The organism is Bacillus sp. MM09(2025), from assembly GCF_050496725.1.
Lineage (GTDB): Bacteria > Bacillota > Bacilli > Bacillales > Bacillaceae > Bacillus > Bacillus pumilus.
The window spans coordinates 2,325,451-2,343,535 of sequence record NZ_JBNWEN010000004.1 but is presented as its reverse complement, the minus strand read 5'-3'; the positions used below and the strand labels follow the sequence as shown (position 1 = coordinate 2,343,535).

General features: G+C 39.7%; 20 protein-coding genes. 11 read left to right on the top strand and 9 right to left on the bottom strand.

The window, feature by feature from the left end; genetic code table 11:
- The first annotated feature begins 507 nt into the window (after positions 1-507).
- Complete coding sequence (locus ACQYAC_RS18030) at positions 508-1,014, top strand: universal stress protein (RefSeq protein WP_061407240.1); 507 nt, start codon at positions 508-510, stop codon at positions 1,012-1,014.
- A gap of 45 nt (positions 1,015-1,059) precedes the next feature.
- On the opposite strand, the gene dat is transcribed toward ACQYAC_RS18030, so the two are convergent.
- The gene (gene dat, locus ACQYAC_RS18025; protein ID WP_144462479.1) at positions 1,060-1,917 is read right to left on the bottom strand and encodes a D-amino-acid transaminase; all 858 of its coding nucleotides are present in this window, start codon (positions 1,915-1,917) and stop codon (positions 1,060-1,062) included.
- 296 nt (positions 1,918-2,213) lie between these two features.
- On the opposite strand from dat, the gene ACQYAC_RS18020 reads away from it, so the two are divergent.
- Positions 2,214-3,068, top strand: coding sequence for a polysaccharide deacetylase family protein (locus ACQYAC_RS18020; protein ID WP_429943819.1), 855 nt, complete (start codon positions 2,214-2,216; stop codon positions 3,066-3,068).
- A 40-nt stretch (positions 3,069-3,108) separates the two neighbouring features.
- Here ACQYAC_RS18020 and ACQYAC_RS18015 read toward each other — a convergent pair whose 3' ends face one another.
- From ACQYAC_RS18015 to ACQYAC_RS18005, 3 genes are all read right to left on the bottom strand, one after another.
- The gene (locus tag ACQYAC_RS18015; RefSeq protein WP_429943970.1) at positions 3,109-3,840 is read right to left on the bottom strand and encodes an NAD-dependent protein deacylase; all 732 of its coding nucleotides are present in this window, start codon (positions 3,838-3,840) and stop codon (positions 3,109-3,111) included.
- Positions 3,841-3,869: 29 nt separating this feature from the next.
- Entirely contained in the window at positions 3,870-4,958 is a 1,089-nt protein-coding gene (locus ACQYAC_RS18010) for a mechanosensitive ion channel family protein (protein WP_144462485.1), read from the bottom strand.
- A 164-nt stretch (positions 4,959-5,122) separates the two neighbouring features.
- The gene (locus ACQYAC_RS18005) at positions 5,123-5,224 is read right to left on the bottom strand and encodes a YhdX family protein (RefSeq protein WP_008359843.1); all 102 of its coding nucleotides are present in this window, start codon (positions 5,222-5,224) and stop codon (positions 5,123-5,125) included.
- A gap of 308 nt (positions 5,225-5,532) precedes the next feature.
- On the opposite strand from ACQYAC_RS18005, the gene ACQYAC_RS18000 reads away from it, so the two are divergent.
- From ACQYAC_RS18000 to crcB (ACQYAC_RS17990), 3 genes are read left to right on the top strand one after another with little or no spacing between them, the layout of a single operon-like run.
- A complete protein-coding gene (locus ACQYAC_RS18000) occupies positions 5,533-6,249 on the top strand; it encodes a glycerophosphodiester phosphodiesterase (RefSeq protein WP_429943818.1) in 717 nt (238 codons plus the stop codon).
- Between the two features lie 5 nt (positions 6,250-6,254).
- A complete protein-coding gene (gene crcB / locus ACQYAC_RS17995) occupies positions 6,255-6,650 on the top strand; it encodes a fluoride efflux transporter CrcB (protein ID WP_429943817.1) in 396 nt (131 codons plus the stop codon).
- Positions 6,651-7,016: a fluoride efflux transporter CrcB gene (gene crcB, locus ACQYAC_RS17990; RefSeq protein ID WP_339165382.1), complete on the top strand. Its 366-nt coding sequence runs from the start codon at positions 6,651-6,653 to the stop codon at positions 7,014-7,016.
- On the opposite strand, the gene ACQYAC_RS17985 is transcribed toward crcB (ACQYAC_RS17990), so the two are convergent.
- Both ACQYAC_RS17985 and ACQYAC_RS17980 read right to left on the bottom strand, forming a co-directional pair.
- Positions 7,013-7,405, bottom strand: a complete 393-nt coding sequence (locus ACQYAC_RS17985; RefSeq protein ID WP_339165380.1) for a transcriptional regulator — start codon at positions 7,403-7,405, stop codon at positions 7,013-7,015. The genes crcB (ACQYAC_RS17990) and ACQYAC_RS17985 overlap by 4 nt on opposite strands.
- A 90-nt stretch (positions 7,406-7,495) precedes the next feature.
- Positions 7,496-8,878 carry a hemolysin family protein gene (locus tag ACQYAC_RS17980; protein ID WP_058014425.1) on the bottom strand — a complete coding sequence of 461 codons (1,383 nt, stop codon included), beginning with the start codon at positions 8,876-8,878 and terminating at the stop codon, positions 7,496-7,498.
- Positions 8,879-9,212: 334 nt separating this feature from the next.
- Between ACQYAC_RS17980 and ACQYAC_RS17975 the strand changes: the two genes are divergently transcribed.
- Both ACQYAC_RS17975 and ACQYAC_RS17970 read left to right on the top strand, forming a co-directional pair.
- Positions 9,213-9,653: a MerR family transcriptional regulator gene (locus ACQYAC_RS17975; protein WP_034620022.1), complete on the top strand. Its 441-nt coding sequence runs from the start codon at positions 9,213-9,215 to the stop codon at positions 9,651-9,653.
- 58 nt (positions 9,654-9,711) lie between these two features.
- Positions 9,712-11,043: a hemolysin family protein gene (locus ACQYAC_RS17970; protein WP_034620023.1), complete on the top strand. Its 1,332-nt coding sequence runs from the start codon at positions 9,712-9,714 to the stop codon at positions 11,041-11,043.
- Between the two features lie 39 nt (positions 11,044-11,082).
- Here the strand turns inward: ACQYAC_RS17970 and ACQYAC_RS17965 are convergent, their stop codons facing one another.
- Positions 11,083-11,685: a lysophospholipid acyltransferase family protein gene (locus ACQYAC_RS17965; RefSeq protein WP_058014426.1), complete on the bottom strand. Its 603-nt coding sequence runs from the start codon at positions 11,683-11,685 to the stop codon at positions 11,083-11,085.
- Positions 11,686-12,055: 370 nt separating this feature from the next.
- Here ACQYAC_RS17965 and ACQYAC_RS17960 point away from each other — a divergent pair, with 370 nt between their 5' ends.
- From ACQYAC_RS17960 to ACQYAC_RS17950, 3 genes are read left to right on the top strand one after another with little or no spacing between them, the layout of a single operon-like run.
- Positions 12,056-12,547, top strand: a complete 492-nt coding sequence (locus ACQYAC_RS17960; protein WP_008348979.1) for a sigma-70 family RNA polymerase sigma factor — start codon at positions 12,056-12,058, stop codon at positions 12,545-12,547.
- A complete protein-coding gene (locus ACQYAC_RS17955; protein WP_058014427.1) occupies positions 12,540-13,598 on the top strand; it encodes an anti-sigma factor in 1,059 nt (352 codons plus the stop codon). The genes ACQYAC_RS17960 and ACQYAC_RS17955 overlap by 8 nt, the downstream gene beginning before the upstream one ends.
- A complete protein-coding gene (locus tag ACQYAC_RS17950) occupies positions 13,586-13,876 on the top strand; it encodes a hypothetical protein (protein ID WP_003212420.1) in 291 nt (96 codons plus the stop codon). The genes ACQYAC_RS17955 and ACQYAC_RS17950 overlap by 13 nt, the downstream gene beginning before the upstream one ends.
- A 125-nt stretch (positions 13,877-14,001) precedes the next feature.
- Here the strand turns inward: ACQYAC_RS17950 and ACQYAC_RS17945 are convergent, their stop codons facing one another.
- The gene (locus tag ACQYAC_RS17945) at positions 14,002-14,835 is read right to left on the bottom strand and encodes a LysM peptidoglycan-binding domain-containing protein (RefSeq protein ID WP_429943816.1); all 834 of its coding nucleotides are present in this window, start codon (positions 14,833-14,835) and stop codon (positions 14,002-14,004) included.
- 354 nt (positions 14,836-15,189) lie between these two features.
- On the opposite strand from ACQYAC_RS17945, the gene ACQYAC_RS17940 reads away from it, so the two are divergent.
- Positions 15,190-16,554 (top strand): alkaline phosphatase, encoded by a 1,365-nt coding sequence (locus tag ACQYAC_RS17940; RefSeq protein WP_429943815.1) that lies wholly within the window; start codon positions 15,190-15,192, stop codon positions 16,552-16,554.
- 47 nt (positions 16,555-16,601) lie between these two features.
- Here the strand turns inward: ACQYAC_RS17940 and ACQYAC_RS17935 are convergent, their stop codons facing one another.
- Positions 16,602-18,026 carry a SpoVR family protein gene (locus tag ACQYAC_RS17935; protein ID WP_429943814.1) on the bottom strand — a complete coding sequence of 475 codons (1,425 nt, stop codon included), beginning with the start codon at positions 18,024-18,026 and terminating at the stop codon, positions 16,602-16,604.
- Between the last annotated feature and the right edge of the window lie 59 nt (positions 18,027-18,085).

The window sequence follows — 18,085 nt, the reverse complement described above, 5'->3', positions numbered from 1 at the left end:
TTGAATTGTTTTTTTGTTTTTTGTCATTTGTCTTGTTTTTGGCATGTTCACATGCTTTCACTCCTCTTCATTTACTTGTTGATCTCCATCCCTTTATTTCGAAATACGAAATGAATACAACAAAAAAAGAGGCAACCAGCTATCTGGTACGCCTCTTTTCGTCATGTAAAAAGGCGCATGTTGACAAATACGCAACATACGCCTTGATTCATCCGATCAATTGGAACATACGAGTCCCTTTTCAATGACCAATGAAGGTGTAATTGTCACGTGAATCAACCCATTCATGCAGTTTGATTTCATTCTTCCAATGATGTTGCACATGACATTTCCTCCTTTTGGCTCTTGAATCTTTTTTTATCTTATAGTGGCTGTCACCATTTTGTCAATAAATATTTTTCAATAAATGAAATTTTCTAACAAAAAGTTCACACCCTTTATGTGTATCTTTTTCAGTTAACGGGTATACCATGAGTGTAAAGACTCCTTTTGAAAGGAATGAGGACATTGTTTCAAGCTGATCGGATGGTCGTTGCGTTTGATGGACATGAAGACAGTAAGAAAGCATTAAAAAAGGCAATCGCTTTAGCGAAAACCTTGCAGGCCAAGCTGACCGTTGCCTATGCACATGATGGCAAATCAAGCAGACAGGTGTTTGATGCACCTCGCCCAATGACTGGCGGTGCTTACATCGGCGGCGGCATGGCAGACCTTCAAACGCCCCCTGTGTATGTACCTCATGATGAACAGCAAAGCCCCTTGATTTTTGAAGATCATACAGAAGAGGTCGTTGCAGAAGCAAGAATGCTTTTAAATGAGGAGCAGTTTGAGGCTGCCATTGAAATTGTTGAGGGGGAACCAGCAGAAGCGATTATCGAATATGCTGAAGACATTTCAGCAGACCTCATTGTCATGGGAGCCCGTGACCAAAGCAGATTGAAAAAGATGCTCTTTGGCAGTGTAAGTGAAAAATTATCATCAAAATCAGATATACCTGTGCTTATTGTCAAATAAAAGAATCACCAAAGGCTGTAAACATTCGTTTACAGCCTCTTTTTATTATGAAGAAATCGATGCTTCACTTTCCTGTTTAATTTTTTGCTGAAAGCCTTCCTGTACACGCTTTGTCAACTCTCCTGGAACACCTTCCCCTACTGGCTGGCCATCAATTTCAACAATCGGAATGACTTCAGCCGTCGTCGAGCTGATGAAAATTTCCTGCGCGCGCAGCAGCTCTTCCTTACTTATACGTGTTTCTTCAACACTGCATTCCTCTTCTTCACATACTTCAAGAAGCTTTCTACGGGTAATACCGTTTAGAATAAAATTGTTTGCGGGATGTGTGCGAATCACGCCATCAATGACGGCATATACATTCGAGGAGGTACCCTCTGTCACAAAACCATCCCTAATGAGAATGGCTTCAAACGCACCAGCTTCAGATGCTTTCTGTTTTTCCATGACGTTATATAAGAGATTTAAGCTTTTAATATCACATCTTAACCAGCGAAGGTCCTCAGATATTATGGCCTTTGCACCAGCTGTCTGCTCTTGAACAGGCCTTTTCACTTGGAACGTATATGCTGTGATTTGAGGAGTGAGAGAATCGCCATATTGATGTTTACGAGGTGCGATGCCCCGCGTGACTTGAATATACACACCACCATCTGTTAATTGGTTATGGGCGACGAGCTGTTTTAACTTTTCTTCCATATCTGATACTGCACCTTGAAGATGAATGCCGATTTCTTTTGCACTCTTGAACAGACGCTCTGTATGCTCTTTCAATGTAAACAAAGTCCCATTGTATACACGGATAACCTCATAGACACCGTCTCCAAATTGATAACCTCTGTCTTCAATATCCACATGAGCATCCTTTTTTTCAATGAAATCGTCATTATACAATACTTTCATACGGAATCTCCCCTTCGCTTCGCATTAATGGTTGAATCTGATGCTATCTTAGCGGATAAATGGGTATGTTTCAATGATTATTCAGAATTATTTCACATCATGATAAATGGTCAACTTTCTATTGTAACAAAGATAGACTCATAACCAAAAAGATTCCATTTTTTTAGCATCTTCTATATTCATAGGCTCTTTTTTCCTGTATACTTACTCCATATAAACACGACAAAAAACAGTGAAAAAAGACAGAATCTACTACATGATTCGACACAAATTTTTGATTTATTGGAGCGATTGTAATGCAACGGGTTACGAAAAAACAGACACCTTCAAACACGATGCTGCTCTCAAAGGCGATTGGTTTAGTGATTCTGTCACTGATCCTCTTTTTTATTTGGGATATATCTAAAACCAATATGCAGGCAGCAGACCAGCCGGCTAAAATGTCTGCGAGCAGTCAATTCCGAGACACAAGCACAAGTCTGAAAGCAAAAGATGATTCTACGAAAACATTAGATGCACATTTTAAGATCAACCCAAACAAACACGTAACGGATCAAACGATCTTTTTAACCTTTGATGATGGTCCGTCAGCGACATCAAACCAGCTTTTAGATGTGCTCAAGGCGCATCAAGTAAAGGCTACATTCTTCATGCTTGGGCCGCAGATTAAGGAACATCCGGCCGCTGTGAAAAGACTTCATCAAGAAGGTCATCAGTTAGGGCTTCATGGGATCACACACGATGTGAAACGCTTTTATCAAAAAAGTGATTCTCCCGTCAATGAGATGAAGGAAGATCAGCGCATTTTGGCTTCTGTCACAGGAGAGTATACACACCTTGTGAGAACACCTTATGGCAGCGCCCCAAATTTAACCGATCAACAAAAAGCACGTTTAAAACAAAAAGGCTTTATCTACTGGGATTGGACAATTGACAGTCTTGACTGGAAATATAAAAGCTCAAAATATGTACCAGAAGTATTGAATCAGCTGCAAGTGCTAGAGACAAAACATCCAAAGGAACCAAAGATCATCTTAATGCACGACCAGCCAGCGACAGCAAAATACTTAAACAGTTTGCTCACACAGCTAAAAGCGAAGGGCTATACTTTTGAAGTTCTTGATGAAACAATGACGCCGCTGCAGCAATAAAGAAAAACCCGCACCTATTGGATGCGGGTTTTTTGATGATTTATAAAGCTTTTACGAGATCACCAATTCGCTCATGAAAGACAAGATCAAACAGTGGATCGTATTCTGTTTCACTCAAATTCATCATCACCTTGAAGATGGAAGGATTTTGAGCCGCATCTTCTGGAATATATCTTGCTGGCGCTACTTCTAGGGAGGTTCCCATGACGAGCAGAAGGTCCGCTTGCTGAAGTGATTTCTCTACTTGATCAAAATGTTTAACCCTGTCTCCAAAAAGGACAACATCTGTTTTCAGCACTTGCCCACATGTCCGTCCGTCTGAGGAAACCTTTAGACATACAGGCACTTCTTCTTGTAATAAATAAGGCAGTTCATATGTCGATTGGCATGATGGGCAAGTAGCTGTTTGAATAGAGCCGTGAAGTTCATATACATGCTGGCTTCCTGCTTTTTTATGCAGACCATCAATATTTTGGGTAAAAATCTCTACATGTTTTCCTTGTTTCTCAAGGCTGGCTAAAAAGGTATGCCCGCTATTCGGCTCGTACTTCCCGCTCATTTTCATCTGAAACAATTCCTTGAATTTCGGCCAGAATTGATGAGGGTTTGATAAAAAGTAGGACCGGCTCATCGCTTCCATGCGAGCGGTGTCTTCAGTCCATAAGCCACCCGTTGATCTAAAATCGGGAATACCTGATTCCGTGCTCATGCCCGCACCTGAAAGTACCATTATATGTGAAGCCTGCGTTAATTTCTCTCTTAGCACTGCCACCTTTGTTTGATCCACTCATCCTTCCTCCTTTATTCACTCAGCTGTTTTTCACCTTTTTGTTTCATGTAAATGGTCTGTCCAGGGAAGGCAAATTCTACACCTTCTTCATGGAAGATATCCATGATCCGGTAGTTAATGTCCTGTTTGATATCTAGGTTTTCAGCCCAGGCCGTCGTGTTTGTGTAAAAGTTGAAAAATAAATTCAAATAACTGTCTGCCAGTACATCGAGATTCACCATGATTGTCTCCTTGTGCACCCCATCATGCTCATAAAGCATTTGTTTGAGTCGTTTGATACAATGGTCCAGATTTTCCTTTGGAGTATTGTAGGATACACGTACGGAAAACGTTATTTGGCGTTTATTCATTCTCGTCCAGTTCGTGATTGGTTCCTTTGAAAGCGTAGAATTCGGAACTGTCACGACTGCTTCAGCAGGTGTTCTAAATTTTGTACTTCGAAATGTAATGTCCTCGACAGTCCCAAGAACACTTGGCGTCTCCACAAAGTCGCCCATTGTAAAAGGCTTCTCTGTAATGATGACGATTCCTCCAAAAAAGTTTGCCACCGTATCCTGTGCAGCAAGCGCAAAGGCTAGCCCCCCTAGACCAAGACCAGCCACAAGTCCATTTACATCATAATTAAATTCCTGTGCAATCACACTAATACTTAGTGCAATGATAATGAAACGAAACACCTTCGATAAAAACGGTGCTAAAATATCATCCATTTCTAATTCAAATTTCGAATTTACTTTTTGAAATAAGAAAGAAGAAGCTGCGGTTAAATTACAAAGCCCCCATGTCAGCATCAATATAATAGAGGATCTATATAATTTGACGATGACATCCATATGATGCTCAAAGTATGGTGCCTGTCTTAACGCAAAATATAACCCAAGTGCGACAAAAAACAGTCTGGCTGGCTTTTCGAATGCCACAACAATCTGGTTAATGACCTCCGTTTTAGACCGATTGGTCAGCCTAAAGAGAAGATGAAATAAGTACTTCGTAAATACTTTCCGAAGCAATAAAAAAAGCAATAAAATACAAAGGCTAATGCCGATTTGGATCGCAACATCTACTGTAAAATATGTATCCATCCATTTTTGTGTAAACATGTTTGTCTCTCTCCTTTAAAACAATCCTCTCTAGTTTATAATATAACCTTCGTTTATGTCCTCTCATAAATGTCTGACCTCTATATAAAAAGCCTCGGGACCAGTCCCGAGGCATGATGTTCAATTATGAAATTTTGGCTAGAGACATATCGACGGGCAGCAAACTACTTTTTCTTCTGAGCCTGATCAAGGAGAGTCGCTTTAAACATTTCAGCATCCGTTTCGACCTTAATACGTTCTTCCACTCTAATTCTCCCTTTACCCAATCATCTCGCCTCCTTTTCATCATTATAAAACATCAGAATTTTCAGTCAACATGACGAAAGCACTAATATTTTGGCGAACGCTGACGATTTGGACAAAATTGATCGAAGAAAAAATTGATGTACTTCAGATTTACTCAATCATGGCTTGGGATATTCCAGTAACTTTTCATATTTGAAACCTCATACTTTCTCGGCACATGCCGTTCACCCTTACATACTGCTCTTCTTCCCTCCATATAGTAAAGAAGGAAAAACAGGAAAGCATTTGATATGATAAGACCAGAACTTACGTCAGGGAGCTGGAGCATATGTATATTATCGCGCATAGAGGGTCATCAAGCGCTGCCCCAGAAAATACAATCGCTGCGTTTGATTTAGCTGTTCAGCAGGGTGCAGATTATATTGAATTAGATGTACAGCTCACAATGGACCAGCACGTCGTCGTGATCCACGATGATACAGTTGACCGAACGACGAACGGAAACGGCTTCGTCAAAAGCTATACACTTGATCAGCTGAAAAAACTGGACGCAGGAAGCTGGTTTGACAAACAGTACACGAATGAACGAATTCCAACATTACAAGAAATTCTTGAAAGATACAGCCAGCGGATTGGGATATTGATCGAGATCAAACATCCAAAACGGCAGATAGGAATTGAAAAGGCAGTTGCCGACATCATCAATCGTTTTGCCTATTCTCGTCATATCATGATTCAATCTTTTGATGATCATGCACTGCAAAGAATCAAAGCATTCGCCCCTTCTCTTCGAACAGCTTTGATTATAAAGCCTAATGCATTTAAACTGACGAAAAGAAAGTTAACGGCATACAGCACGTTTGTAAATTGTCTTAATTTGAAGAAAACGATGATCAATAGATGGTGGATAGACCGCATCCACGCATTCGGGATGGATGTGTTTATATGGACTGTGAAAGATCAAAAAACAGCTGATCGGATCAAAAAATATCCCGTTGATGGTGTCGTGACGGATCACCCGCTATTTTTTCTAAAGGAGAAATGATGTAAATGAAAGCATATCTTGCCGTATTTATTGGCGGACTGATTGGGACACTTTGCAGATATGAACTAAGCCAATCTGTTGTCAGCCAAACATTCCCCTATGCAACGCTAATTGAAAACGTGACAGGCAGTCTGCTTCTTGGTTTTTCAACAGGATATTTTATGTTCCATAAGAGAAAAAAATATCTTGCCGCTTTGATCGGAACAGGATTTTGCGGAGGTTTTACGACAATGTCCACTTTTTCAAAAGAAACGATTCTTTTATTACAGACTGGGCAGTTCACTTCAAGTGTGATCTACACCCTGCTCTCAGTCATTGCCGGAGTAGCCGCTGCCTTATGTGGACTAATGTTAGCTCAGCGGCTTTTTCATCAAAATAAGCAGCAGAGAGGAGGCAGATAAATGATCATTTTATATACAGCTATTGCCGGCGGGATCGGCAGCGCCCTTCGTTTTTTCATTAGCCAAACGATACAGAAATCTAAGTCTCATGCTCGTTTCCCGTACAGTATTATTCTCATCAACTTATTAGGTGCTGCCGGTTTAGGTATACTGACAGGTGCCGTGACTGCCAATCATCCGCTGCTTGTGATCATTGGAACAGGTTTTTTCGGTGGCTTTACAACATTCTCTACATTTAGTGTAGAATCTGCAACCATGCTAGAGCAGCGGAAAATCGGAAAACTTGCTGTCTACTTATTGATGACAATCATTGGGTCTTTCTGTCTCTTTTCTGCGTTCTATCAAATAGGACAACACCTTTTTTAAATATTGGTAATAGCGGCTAAGCTGATAAGCAGTTGATCCATAAGCTGGCGCTTCATTAAAAAGAGGGTTTTTTCACTGTAGCCGATTTCCATCGCACACTTGGCCATACGCCAATCACGAAAGTATTTGTAATCGATGAGCTGCTTCTCTATCTCATCCAACTCTTTTAGTGCTGTTTCAATACACGCAACGATGAGTTCATACTGATTTTTTTGCTCTTCTAACTTCTTCCGTGTCATGTGATCCAAATGATGCGCACTTCTTTTTTCAAGCTGTCTTTCGATATTTAAAATCGCCGCCTGGTAATTTTTGAAGTTCTTCAAATGAAACTCAATTCGTTTCATTGAGTTTTTTTTCTCCGTGATACTTGCTGTTTCATACCAAAGCATGTTCATCCCCCCTATATCGAACGTTTGTTCTTATTATAAACCGAACAAGCATTCGTAAAAAGAGACTAAATACCCAAAAAAACCTTGAGCTTATTTTTCGCTCAAGGTCATTTCGTTTACTAACAGCGGCTCTTTTATATCACGCCCTATGCGTGCATTTCCTTTTTCTGATGAGGTGACGCCTTTCTTCAGGTCGATCTTTTTCACATAGCGTCCATCCATCTCCAAGACCTTCATCCGAATATCATCAAGATAAATGGATTGTCCTTCTCGGATATCAATATTCTCATTTAAGATTAACCCGCCTATTGTATCAATTTCTTCATCATGATATGACATTCCGATCAAATCTTGAATTTCATCTAATCTGACTTTGCCATCTAAAACATAATGATGATCGGCTCTTTTTTGAATAACCGGCTGCTCATCTTCATCGAACTCATCTCGAATATCGCCAACAATCTCTTCTAATATATCTTCTGTTGTAACAAGTCCAGACGTTCCACCATATTCGTCGGTTAAAATCGCCATATGCATTCGATCGCGCTGCATTTTGACGAGAAGCTCCTGAATAGGAATCGTGTCAATGACCTCAATCACTGGATATATATAATCTTGAATCTTCAATTGATCCTTTTCTACTTGATACACAAGATCTGCAAAGAGCTGCTTTTTGTTCAGCATGCCGATGACATGGTCTTTATCGCCTGAAAACACAGGAAAGCGTGTATACTTCTCCTGCGTCATGATGGAGAGGATCTCATCTAGCGGCATATCTTCTGGAATGGCACAAATTTCTCTCCGCGGGACCATGATCTCTCTGGCAATTCGATTATCAAAGTCGAAAATTTTGTTCATATAATTATATTCTGATGGGTTGATTTCCCCATTTTTTAAGCTCTCAGATAATAAAATCTTTAATTCTTCCTCAGAATGGGAATGTTCTTTTTCAGACCCCATATCGATGCCCATCATTTTGGTTAGAACCCGAGCTGACCCGTTTAACACATAAATGAAAGGGAACATTAGGATATAAAATGCATGCAGCGGGCCTGACAGCCAGAGCGTCATTTTTTCCGCCTTTTGAATCGCCAGTGTTTTTGGTGCAAGCTCACCGACGACTACATGCAAAAAGGTAATAATAGAGAACGCAAGTGTTGCTGAGATCAGGCTGATTGCTGAATCAGGAATGTTTGTCAAACCGAAACCTCGAACCAAAAGTTCTTTTACAGCTGGCTTACCAATCCACCCTAAACCAAGGGATGTCACTGTAATACCGAGCTGACAGGCTGACAAATATTCATCCAGCCTTGATGTCACCTTTTTCGCCACGATGGCCTTTTTGGACCCTTCGGCAACAAGCTGATCAATTCTTGAGCTTCTCACCTTTACTATGGCAAATTCAGATGCAACAAAGAAAGCTGTTAAAGCAATCAAAACACCGACTATACTCAGATTAACAATATCGTCCATTTAACCTTGCTCTTTCTCAGAAGAACAAGGAGTCACCTCCTGATTGATGATGTTATGTTTTGCAAAACGGTTAACTGATTAAATAAGACTATATTGAGGGCCCCACTTAACCACCTCCGGTTCACGTATAAATCCGCTTCTCTACATATATATGAAACGGTCTTCATTTTATCTTACCATAAATAATCTGAAAATTCCTGTATCACTATGTGAAATTTGACAGGACCATTTAGACTGAGAAGTCCCTCTCTCCTCTTCATATCGGCAGGAAATATGAACAATTAACTTGTATTTCAGACTAGAATTATATTAAACTATTTTCATAAACTATAACGTGACGGTTAGGAGGAGATGTTCAGATGGGGCTGAGAAAAAGTATCGTATTGGTGAACTAGCACAGATTGCACAGGTGACGAAACGTACTGTAGATTATTATACAAATCTAGGGTTGCTTGCGCCTGTTAGATCTTGCTCAAATTATCGTTATTACGATGAACATGCTTTAAAACGATTACAATTAATCGTTCTTTGCAAACAGCAGAGATTGGCTCTTTCTGACATCAAATCCAGATTAGATGAACAATTCCCTTCTCAAAAGGAAGATCCTGATGAACTTGTCCATTTAACCTCTGATATCGATCGGATGAACGAGCATATGGACCGCATTTTAGTACGTTGTAAGCAGCTTCAACCAGAACAACGTGAAAAATTAAAAGAACAGCTTACACCTGAAAAGATGACGGCTGTCCAATCATTTTTACTGCTGTTAAGTTAAAATTTTTACTAAACAGGAGGTGTTACCTTCGTTCTCAAAGTCAGAACGAAGGCCTTAATTGGACATAGTTAATTTACTTATAGTTGCTTTGCTTATAGCTTTAACCGCATTTTTCGTTGCATCAGAGTTTGCGATCATTCGCTTAAGAAGCTCAAGAATTGATCAGTTAATCGCAGAAGGTAATAAAACAGCAGTTGCTGTCAAGCATGTCACGACTCACCTTGATGAGTATCTGTCAGCCTGTCAGCTCGGTATTACCATTACCGCCCTTGGTATTGGTTGGTTAGGGGAAGAAACAATTGCGCACATGCTTGCTCCACTATTTGTAGAGCTGTCCATTCCTCAATCAGCTAGTTCTATTGTCACTTTTATTATTGCGTTTAGTATTATGACGTTTTTACACGTTGTGGTTGGAGAACTTGCACCAAAAACACTCGCCATTCAAAAGGCAGAGCAAGTATCTCTTCTTTTTGCTAGACCGCTCATGATTTTTTACAAAGTGATGTTCCCGTTTATCTGGGTATTAAATGGATCTGCTCGTTTGTTAACAAAAGCGTTCGGTCTTCAGCAAGTTTCTGAGCATGACATGGCGCACTCCGAAGAAGAATTGCGGATTATTTTATCAGAGAGCTATAAAAGCGGCGAAATTAACCAGTCTGAATTCAAATATGTAAATAAAATTTTTGAATTTGATGACCGTCTGGCGAAAGAAATTATGATTCCTCGTACCGAAGTTGTCAGCTTCCCTCATGATATTACCATTGAGGAAATGCTGAAGGTGACCAAGGTAGAGAAATATACACGTTATCCAATTGAAGATGGCGATAAAGATAATATGATTGGTGTTCTGAACATTAAAGAGGTTCTCACTGCCTGCATTAGCGGTGAGTGTTCTACAAGTGATACGATCGAAAAGTTTGTCAATCCAATTATTCATGTAATTGAAACCGTTCCTGTACATGATCTATTGCTCAAAATGCAGCGCGAACGTGTACACATGGCGATTTTATCAGATGAATACGGCGGTACAGCTGGTCTTGTGACTGTAGAAGACATCCTTGAAGAAATCGTCGGTGAAATTCGTGATGAATTCGATATGGATGAAATCAACGAAGTGCGTAAACTTGGAGAAGACCATTACATCTTTGATGGAAAGGTCCTAGTTGATCAAGTCAACCTGCTCTTAGGTACGCAGCTTGATAACGAAGAAGTCGATACGATCGGCGGCTGGTTCCTTACTCAGAAATATGAAGTTGAGAAAAATGACACCATTCGTGAACAAGGCTATGAATTTATCATTAATGAAGTCGATGGACACCATGTGGTATATATCGAAGTCAAAAAGTTAAATGAACAATTAGCAGAAGCCGCTGAAGAAGGCGCTTCTTAAGAAAAAAACGACCCTTGCCAAAGCAAGCGGTCGTTTTTCTTATCCTTTTTCCATTAATTGAGCTTCAAGTTCTTTAATTCTCGTGTTTAATACTTCAGTCATGGCACCTAAACGTTCTTTTGGCGGCAGATGCTCAAATTCTGACTGCTCTATCGGTTCACCAATAATTAAGCGCATTTTCCCCTTTTTGAAAAGACTTTTCGCATTGGACGGCCCTTTGTACGCTGCTGGAACGATTGGCGCTTTACCGAGCTGCGCAATGGTAACCGCACCTCTTTTTAAAGGTACATCCTCTGTTGTACGTGTTCCGCTTGGAAAAATCCCAACGATCTTTCCCTCTTTTAATAATTTAATGGGCGTTTTAATACTGCTTGGCCCAGGATTCTCTCGATCAACTGGAAAGGCATGAATCTTCTTTAAAAATCCACCGATCCATTTGTTTGCAAACAATTCTTTTTTTGCCATGTAGTGGATCTCAAACGGAAGAATCCCTGCGCCTAATGCAAGAACATCCACAAAACCCTCATGTGTACATGCAATGACAAATCCCCGATCCGTTGGCAGATTCTCTTTTTGATATACTTTGATTCCGCCTCGGAGAGTAAATAATACTTTAATGGTATAGCCTGAAAATTTATACATAGTGCACTTCCTTTGTTTGAAAAATGAAGGATTTGTTTCTATTATAACAAATTTTTTATTACCTGGTACTAATTTTTTTGAAACAATCAAACCATCACATCATTTTTCGTTCAGAATCATCGTTCTTTCTGTATTCAGGTCTATGATTTTAGGAGAGAATAGAAGAAGAATTGTGTCCAATTTTGTCGTTTTTTAAGGTTTTTTCCTGATTTGTTCTATTGAAAATGCTTTATAAATGGCGCAAATTTCGCTATGATAAGGAGAAATGATTTTGATTCGGCGAAAGAGATGAGTATTGTACGGTATTGAGAAGTTTCGTGCAACTTTATGCCTTTCTTATGCGTTTATAACATAGAGGGGAGAAAAATCAGTGACGATCGATGAAATTTATCAAATGTATATGAACGATGTTTACAGGTTTCTGCTCTCCATGACAAAAGACAAACATTTGGCAGAAGACTTATTGCAGGAAACCTTTATGCGTGCTTATATACATATTCATTCCTACGACCATAGCAAAGTGAAACCTTGGTTATTTCAGGTGGCACGAAATGCTTTTATTGATTATGTCAGGAAACATAAAAAAGAAGTGACCATATCGGATGATCTTATTGGCGGCCTTTTACAAACGTCTGTACAAAGCCCTGCTGAACAGATTGAAATAAAAGAAGTCCTCAACATGTATTTAGAACAGCTTCCAGATAACTACAAGGAAGCGTTGACATTGTATTATTTAAAAGAACTGAATTACAAGGAAGCATCCAAGGTCATGAATATTACTGAAGCAAATTTTAAAAGTGTTTTATTTCGTGCAAGGCAGCGCCTAAAAGCACTATATAACAGAGGTGTTAATGATGAATGAAGAGTTTAACAAGCGATGGGAACAATATAATAATGGTGAGATGAACGAGGAAGAAATGATGGCGTTTGAAGAAGAGCTTGAAGAAAACGAAAAACGCTTAAGTCAGGAACTGAACGACTCGGATTGGACCGATTTTTCCATCAGTCCTGAAAAGCAAAAAGCCATCTTGCAATACGGAAAAAGAAAGTCTTATTTACGTATTTCTGTACTTGCTGTCATCTCTACACTTATTATTTTACCGCTTTGTACATTAGGAAGTTATCTATATTACGGCGTTGGCGGAGCAGAGAGCAAAGGGAATCATTTCATGGAAACAGCCGCTGTAACAGTCGCTTTGACGAAACCAAACGTGGCAATTGAAATGAAAGATTTAAAAGGCCAAGTCAAGCTTTTTGGAATGAACACAGAACTTAAGCTGCAAAAACAAATTGGCAATAAAACAGAAGCCATTGGCAGTGAGCAAATCGAGATGTTCTTCGATAAATTAAAGCAGCCTACGATCTCATATTATGGTGACAGCGCACGCGAGACGGAGGATTTCTTTACCCATCCTTCTACTCAGGCAGATGCATCAAAAAAACAAACACTCACTACTTTAGACAAGCTTCCTGAAGGAACAGTCAGTGAAGTGTATGTCTCCTATGACAAAGCGTATATACCAAAGGACGTTTATTCCTTTGCTAAAAAATATGATATGAAAGTGCTCTGGAATGCGATTAAAACAGAGGATTCATTAAGCGGGAATCAGCGGCCAATTGGCTTTCCTGGGAGAGACTCTGAATTCTTAAAAGAGCTTCAGCACACATCAAAAACAGAGGTAGATCAATTTAAAGATGCCCTTGCTTATGTCAATCAGCACCCAACCTGGGCAAAAACGATCTCTGGCAGACCTGAATTGGATCTGTCAAACCGAATACGCTATATCAACCAAAATGGTGTCACGATTTATGGCTCTGTGATCACAGGTCCTTCGAAAGAAATCGAGAAATTTGTGAAGACAAAACGCATTAAAACGGCAAAAGTGAGCGAGGTGGAATTATGGAATTGGTAAGAATTTTTAAAGAGCATAATGTATTTGGCTGGATTTCTGTCGGTACAGCGATATTATCCCTGCTCATGCTGAACCTCGCCATTATCAGTAATGTGACATTTTATTCTTTTCAGATGCTCCCTTTTGCAATGGCCGCAGTTCCATTTGGCATTATTGAACTGTTCATTAAAAAAGGCCGTACGGGCCCTGGGTTCCTCGGTGTCGTACTGAATATCTTTGTCATTTTATGTGTCTATGCCATCGTATCGATCGATGTCGATCTTCAATTAGGCTTTTAAGCCGCTCTCAAAATGAAAAGCCCGTGTTACTTGACTAATGCCAAGTAACACGGGCTTTTTCTATCGATTTATTTTCTACAGCGCAAATAAAAAAGACTGCTTCATAAGCAGTCTTTTAAAATAAATTAGTTCACAAATGTTTTCGCTCCAAGGTAAATCGGCTTCCAGTAGCTTGAATTCATATCACTGATCGTCACACCATCGGAAGCAGCATGAATAAACTTGTTGTTCCCAATGTAGACACCCATGTGAGATGGACCCGATTTATATGTTGTAAAGAACACAAAATCGCCAACCTTTGGAGAAGATACGCTTTTCATTGATCCCCAGAAACCTTCAGTTGTTTGTCTTGAAATCTTTTTTTGCTTGTTAATGATATACCACATAAACCCACTGCAATCAAAGCCCTTTGGTGTCGTTCCACCCCATCTATATGGTGTGCCATTGTACGCTTTAGCATCCGCAACAAGCTTAGACGTGTTTAAAGAAGAAACAGAAACTGTTTTTTCTTTAACAGGTGTTGTCTTTACTTTTTTAGACGTCTTTTTGACCTTTAGCTTTTGCCCAATTTTAATCAGGTTTGTTTTGAGTTTATTTAACGATTTCAGCTCTTTTACAGTCATGCCGTACTTTTTGCCGATTTTCGATAATGTATCACCTTTCACAACTTTATGAGTGGCTGTCGCTGACGCCGCTTTTACTTTTGTTGTTGCTTTTGATGTTTTCGTTGTTTTTTTTGCGGCAGTACTATTTACTTTTAACGTTTGTCCAACATATATCGTGTTAGATTTCAGCTTATTGTCTGATTTAATCTTGCTCACGCTTGTCTTATATTTTTTCGCTAGAACAGAAAGAGAGTCACCTTTTTGAACTTTTACTGATTGCGCTGAGGCAGCTCCGGCAAATAATGTCGTCCCAAGTAGAACTGCACTTGCAGCTGTGATCAATTGTTTTTTCATTTGTTCCTCCTGTATGTATCTATCGTGATCCGGATTTTTATCTACTTACTATTATAAGGATCAAATACCAGAAGAAATAGTCTTGACTTCCTACGACATTATGCTTATTAATTCGGCAAAATTTATTTTTTTTTAGGGTTCTTTATATTTCATTTTCATTACACAATCATGACAAAATAAATGTATCTTGTCATGGATAAATGATACATTCATTTCTCTTTTTGGCTCATTCTATGTAAAGTGGACCTTTACAATTTTAAAGGGATTTTTACGATCCTGTAAATGGGAATCCACAATTCTGCTCTACCATTGTAAACGTAAGAGCGATACATAAACAATGAGGAGGCAAAATGAATGAGTGTGTTGAAAAGCTCGAAAACGAAAATCGCTGCAGTGGCGGCAGCATCTGTGCTATCGATTGGCATTTTTTCAGGAATTGAATTTGGACAAGCGGACAAAGCAGAGGCTAAAAAGAAGCCCAAAAATGACGTGCAAAATGTGATCGTGCTGATCGGGGATGGCATGGGAACACCGTACCTTTCAACTTACCGCTCATTTAAGCACAACGGAGACCTTTCAAAACAAACAGCGTTTGACCCTTACCTCACTGGCATGCACAAAACATATCCTAATGATTCGAAAAGCAATATCACTGATTCTGCCGCAGCTGGTACAGCTATGGCAACTGGTAAAAAAACTTACAACAATGCAATCAGTGTAAATAAAAAGGGCAAAAAATTAAAAACAGTTCTAGAAGAAGCAAAACGGAAGGGAAAATCTACGGGACTTGTCGTGACCTCTGAATTAACAAATGCCACTCCTGCTGCGTATGCGGCTCACGATATATCGAGAAAAAATACAGCATCCATCGCTGATGATTTCTTCGATGAAAAAATCGGTAAACAGCATACAGTCGATGTCATGCTTGGCGGAGGTCTCGTCGATTTTGTCCGAAAGGATCGTGATTTAACGAAGGAATTTAAGCAAGCTGGATATGATTATGTCACCAATAAAGAGGCATTACAAAAAAACAAAAATCAAAAGGTGTTAGGCATTTTTGCAGATGGCGGTCTTGATAAAGCGATTGATCGTGATAAAAAGACCCCTTCCCTGCAAGACATGACGTCCTCAGCCATTAAACAGCTGTCTAAAAACAAAAATGGGTTTTTCCTTATGGTTGAAGGCAGCCAAATTGACTGGGCAGGCCATGATCATGATATTGTGAGTGCCATGAGTGAAATGAAGGATTTTGAAAAAGCATTTGAAGAAGCGATTCGTTTTGCAAAAAAGGATAAAAATACGTTAGTCATCACCACTGCCGATCATTCAACTGGCGGACTCTCCTTTGGGGCAGACGGCTCGGGCAGCTGGGATTATAAACCGGTAAAAGCAGCGAAAAAGACCCCTGATTTTATCGCAAACAAAATCGTCAGTGGTATGACTGTTGAATCAGCGCTTAAACAATATATCGATCTTGATTTCACAAAAGAAGAAATGGCCTCCATTCAAAAGGCTGCTGAAACAAAGGATGCTGTTAAAATTGATGATGCGATTGAAGAAGTGATCAACGTGAGATCTCATACAGGCTGGACCACATCAGGTCATACGGGTGATGAAGTGCCATTCTTTGCGTATGGCCCAACAAGCCAAAAGCTAAAAGGTCTGATGGAAAACACCGATCAAGCAAAACACATTTTCAAACTGCTGAAAAACCAATAAAATCGGCAAAAAAAGATGTCTGCTCAGAGACATCTTTTTTTGATTTTTTATGCGAGATATTTTCTATGAACTCCTTTTCCATCATACGAAAACATGACTTCTTTTCCTTCAAGAATGGATTCGATATGCACACTTCTTCCCCATAGCTGATGCAAATATGGGAGTACTTTTTCTAAGTATTTCAAATCTAGTTCAATGCCTTCATACCAATGTTTAATATAGAGTTCATTGTTTTTTAAATAGTCGCCATCCATCACGGTCAAATAAGGAAAACCGCCATTGACCCTCATGCTGACTAGCTGATCACGAACAGCCTTCCATTCTTTATCGATGACTTTATAATCTCTCCCTTGTTTTTGAAACAAGTACAAATCTTCTCTCATCACAAGGTCTTTTGTTAAGTAATTTCGAATGAAGGAAATATCTGATTCAATCTCCCTGACTTCAAACATTTTGCTGCGGCCTGATCCTTCTGTCACCCCTGCTTTTTTTAATTCTTCACATGGGTTGTCATAGCGCTCTTCGATATCTTCAAAAATCTTCAGACCTAAATAGTAAGGATTGATGCCCGTTTTTGACGGCTGCACCACGCCAGCATTTAATTTGGCAAACTCAATCGATTCACTTGAATCCAAATCAAGCTCTCGCATAATCCGCTGATGCCAATACGATGCCCAGCCTTCATTCATAATCTTTGTTTCTAGCTGCGGCCAAAAATAGAGCATTTCCTCTCTCAGCATCGTGAGAACGTCCCGCTGCCACGGCTCTAGCTCCCGGGAGTGCGCCTCAATAAAGAGTAAAATATCTTTTTCCGGCTTTGGCGGAAATGGCTTGGCGATTTTCTTTTTCTCACGTATTTTCGGCTCATCCATTCCCCACAAATCATCATACGGCGTCTGACACTTTGGTTTGTCATCTTCATATTCTTCTTCATCGCCGATATTCCAGCTTAGTTTTGAACGTACAAGAGACGGATCAATATGCTCCTGAAGAGCCAATACGGCGTCTAAAAAGGATTCAACTTCTTTTGTTCCATGAAGGTGCTCATATTCCTTGATCCGCTCTGCCGCTGCTGACATACTTTCTACCATGTCTCGTTTTGTGTTTTGAAAACGGCAATTATTTTTGAAGAAGTCACAGTGAGCCAGTACATGAGCCACAATTAATTTATTTTGAACAAGCGTGTTGTTATCAAGTAGAAAGGCATAGCAAGGATTTGAATTGATGACCAGCTCATAAATTTTGCTTAATCCTAAATCATAATGAAGCTTCATTTTATGAAATTGTTTCCCGAAGCTCCAGTGGCTGAATCGTGTTGGCATTCCGTATGCACCGAACGTATAAATAATTTCCGCGGGACAGATTTCATACCTCATCGGATAAAAATCTAGACCAAATCCTTCTGCAATTTCTGTAATTTCATCAATGGCTCTTTGTAAAAGACGTTTTTCTGATACGCTCAAGGAAACCATCCCTCCTCATCGGACTTATCCCTACTATATGAGCGCATCTAAAAAAACATGATGTTCCG

Coding starts and splice junctions, on each gene's coding strand:
- ACQYAC_RS17980 (WP_058014425.1), bottom strand. CDS start 8,878: ATGGACGATATTGTTAATCTGAGTATAGTCGGTGTTTTGATTGCTTTA.
- crcB (WP_339165382.1), top strand. CDS start 6,651: ATGATCATTTTATATACAGCTATTGCCGGCGGGATCGGCAGCGCCCTT.
- ACQYAC_RS18020 (WP_429943819.1), top strand. CDS start 2,214: ATGCAACGGGTTACGAAAAAACAGACACCTTCAAACACGATGCTGCTC.
- ACQYAC_RS18000 (WP_429943818.1), top strand. CDS start 5,533: ATGTATATTATCGCGCATAGAGGGTCATCAAGCGCTGCCCCAGAAAAT.
- crcB (WP_429943817.1), top strand. CDS start 6,255: ATGAAAGCATATCTTGCCGTATTTATTGGCGGACTGATTGGGACACTT.
- dat (WP_144462479.1), bottom strand. CDS start 1,917: ATGAAAGTATTGTATAATGACGATTTCATTGAAAAAAAGGATGCTCAT.
- ACQYAC_RS17965 (WP_058014426.1), bottom strand. CDS start 11,685: ATGTATAAATTTTCAGGCTATACCATTAAAGTATTATTTACTCTCCGA.
- ACQYAC_RS17940 (WP_429943815.1), top strand. CDS start 15,190: ATGAGTGTGTTGAAAAGCTCGAAAACGAAAATCGCTGCAGTGGCGGCA.
- ACQYAC_RS17935 (WP_429943814.1), bottom strand. CDS start 18,026: ATGGTTTCCTTGAGCGTATCAGAAAAACGTCTTTTACAAAGAGCCATT.
- ACQYAC_RS17985 (WP_339165380.1), bottom strand. CDS start 7,405: ATGCTTTGGTATGAAACAGCAAGTATCACGGAGAAAAAAAACTCAATG.
- ACQYAC_RS17955 (WP_058014427.1), top strand. CDS start 12,540: ATGAATGAAGAGTTTAACAAGCGATGGGAACAATATAATAATGGTGAG.
- ACQYAC_RS17950 (WP_003212420.1), top strand. CDS start 13,586: ATGGAATTGGTAAGAATTTTTAAAGAGCATAATGTATTTGGCTGGATT.
- ACQYAC_RS18010 (WP_144462485.1), bottom strand. CDS start 4,958: ATGTTTACACAAAAATGGATGGATACATATTTTACAGTAGATGTTGCG.
- ACQYAC_RS17945 (WP_429943816.1), bottom strand. CDS start 14,835: ATGAAAAAACAATTGATCACAGCTGCAAGTGCAGTTCTACTTGGGACG.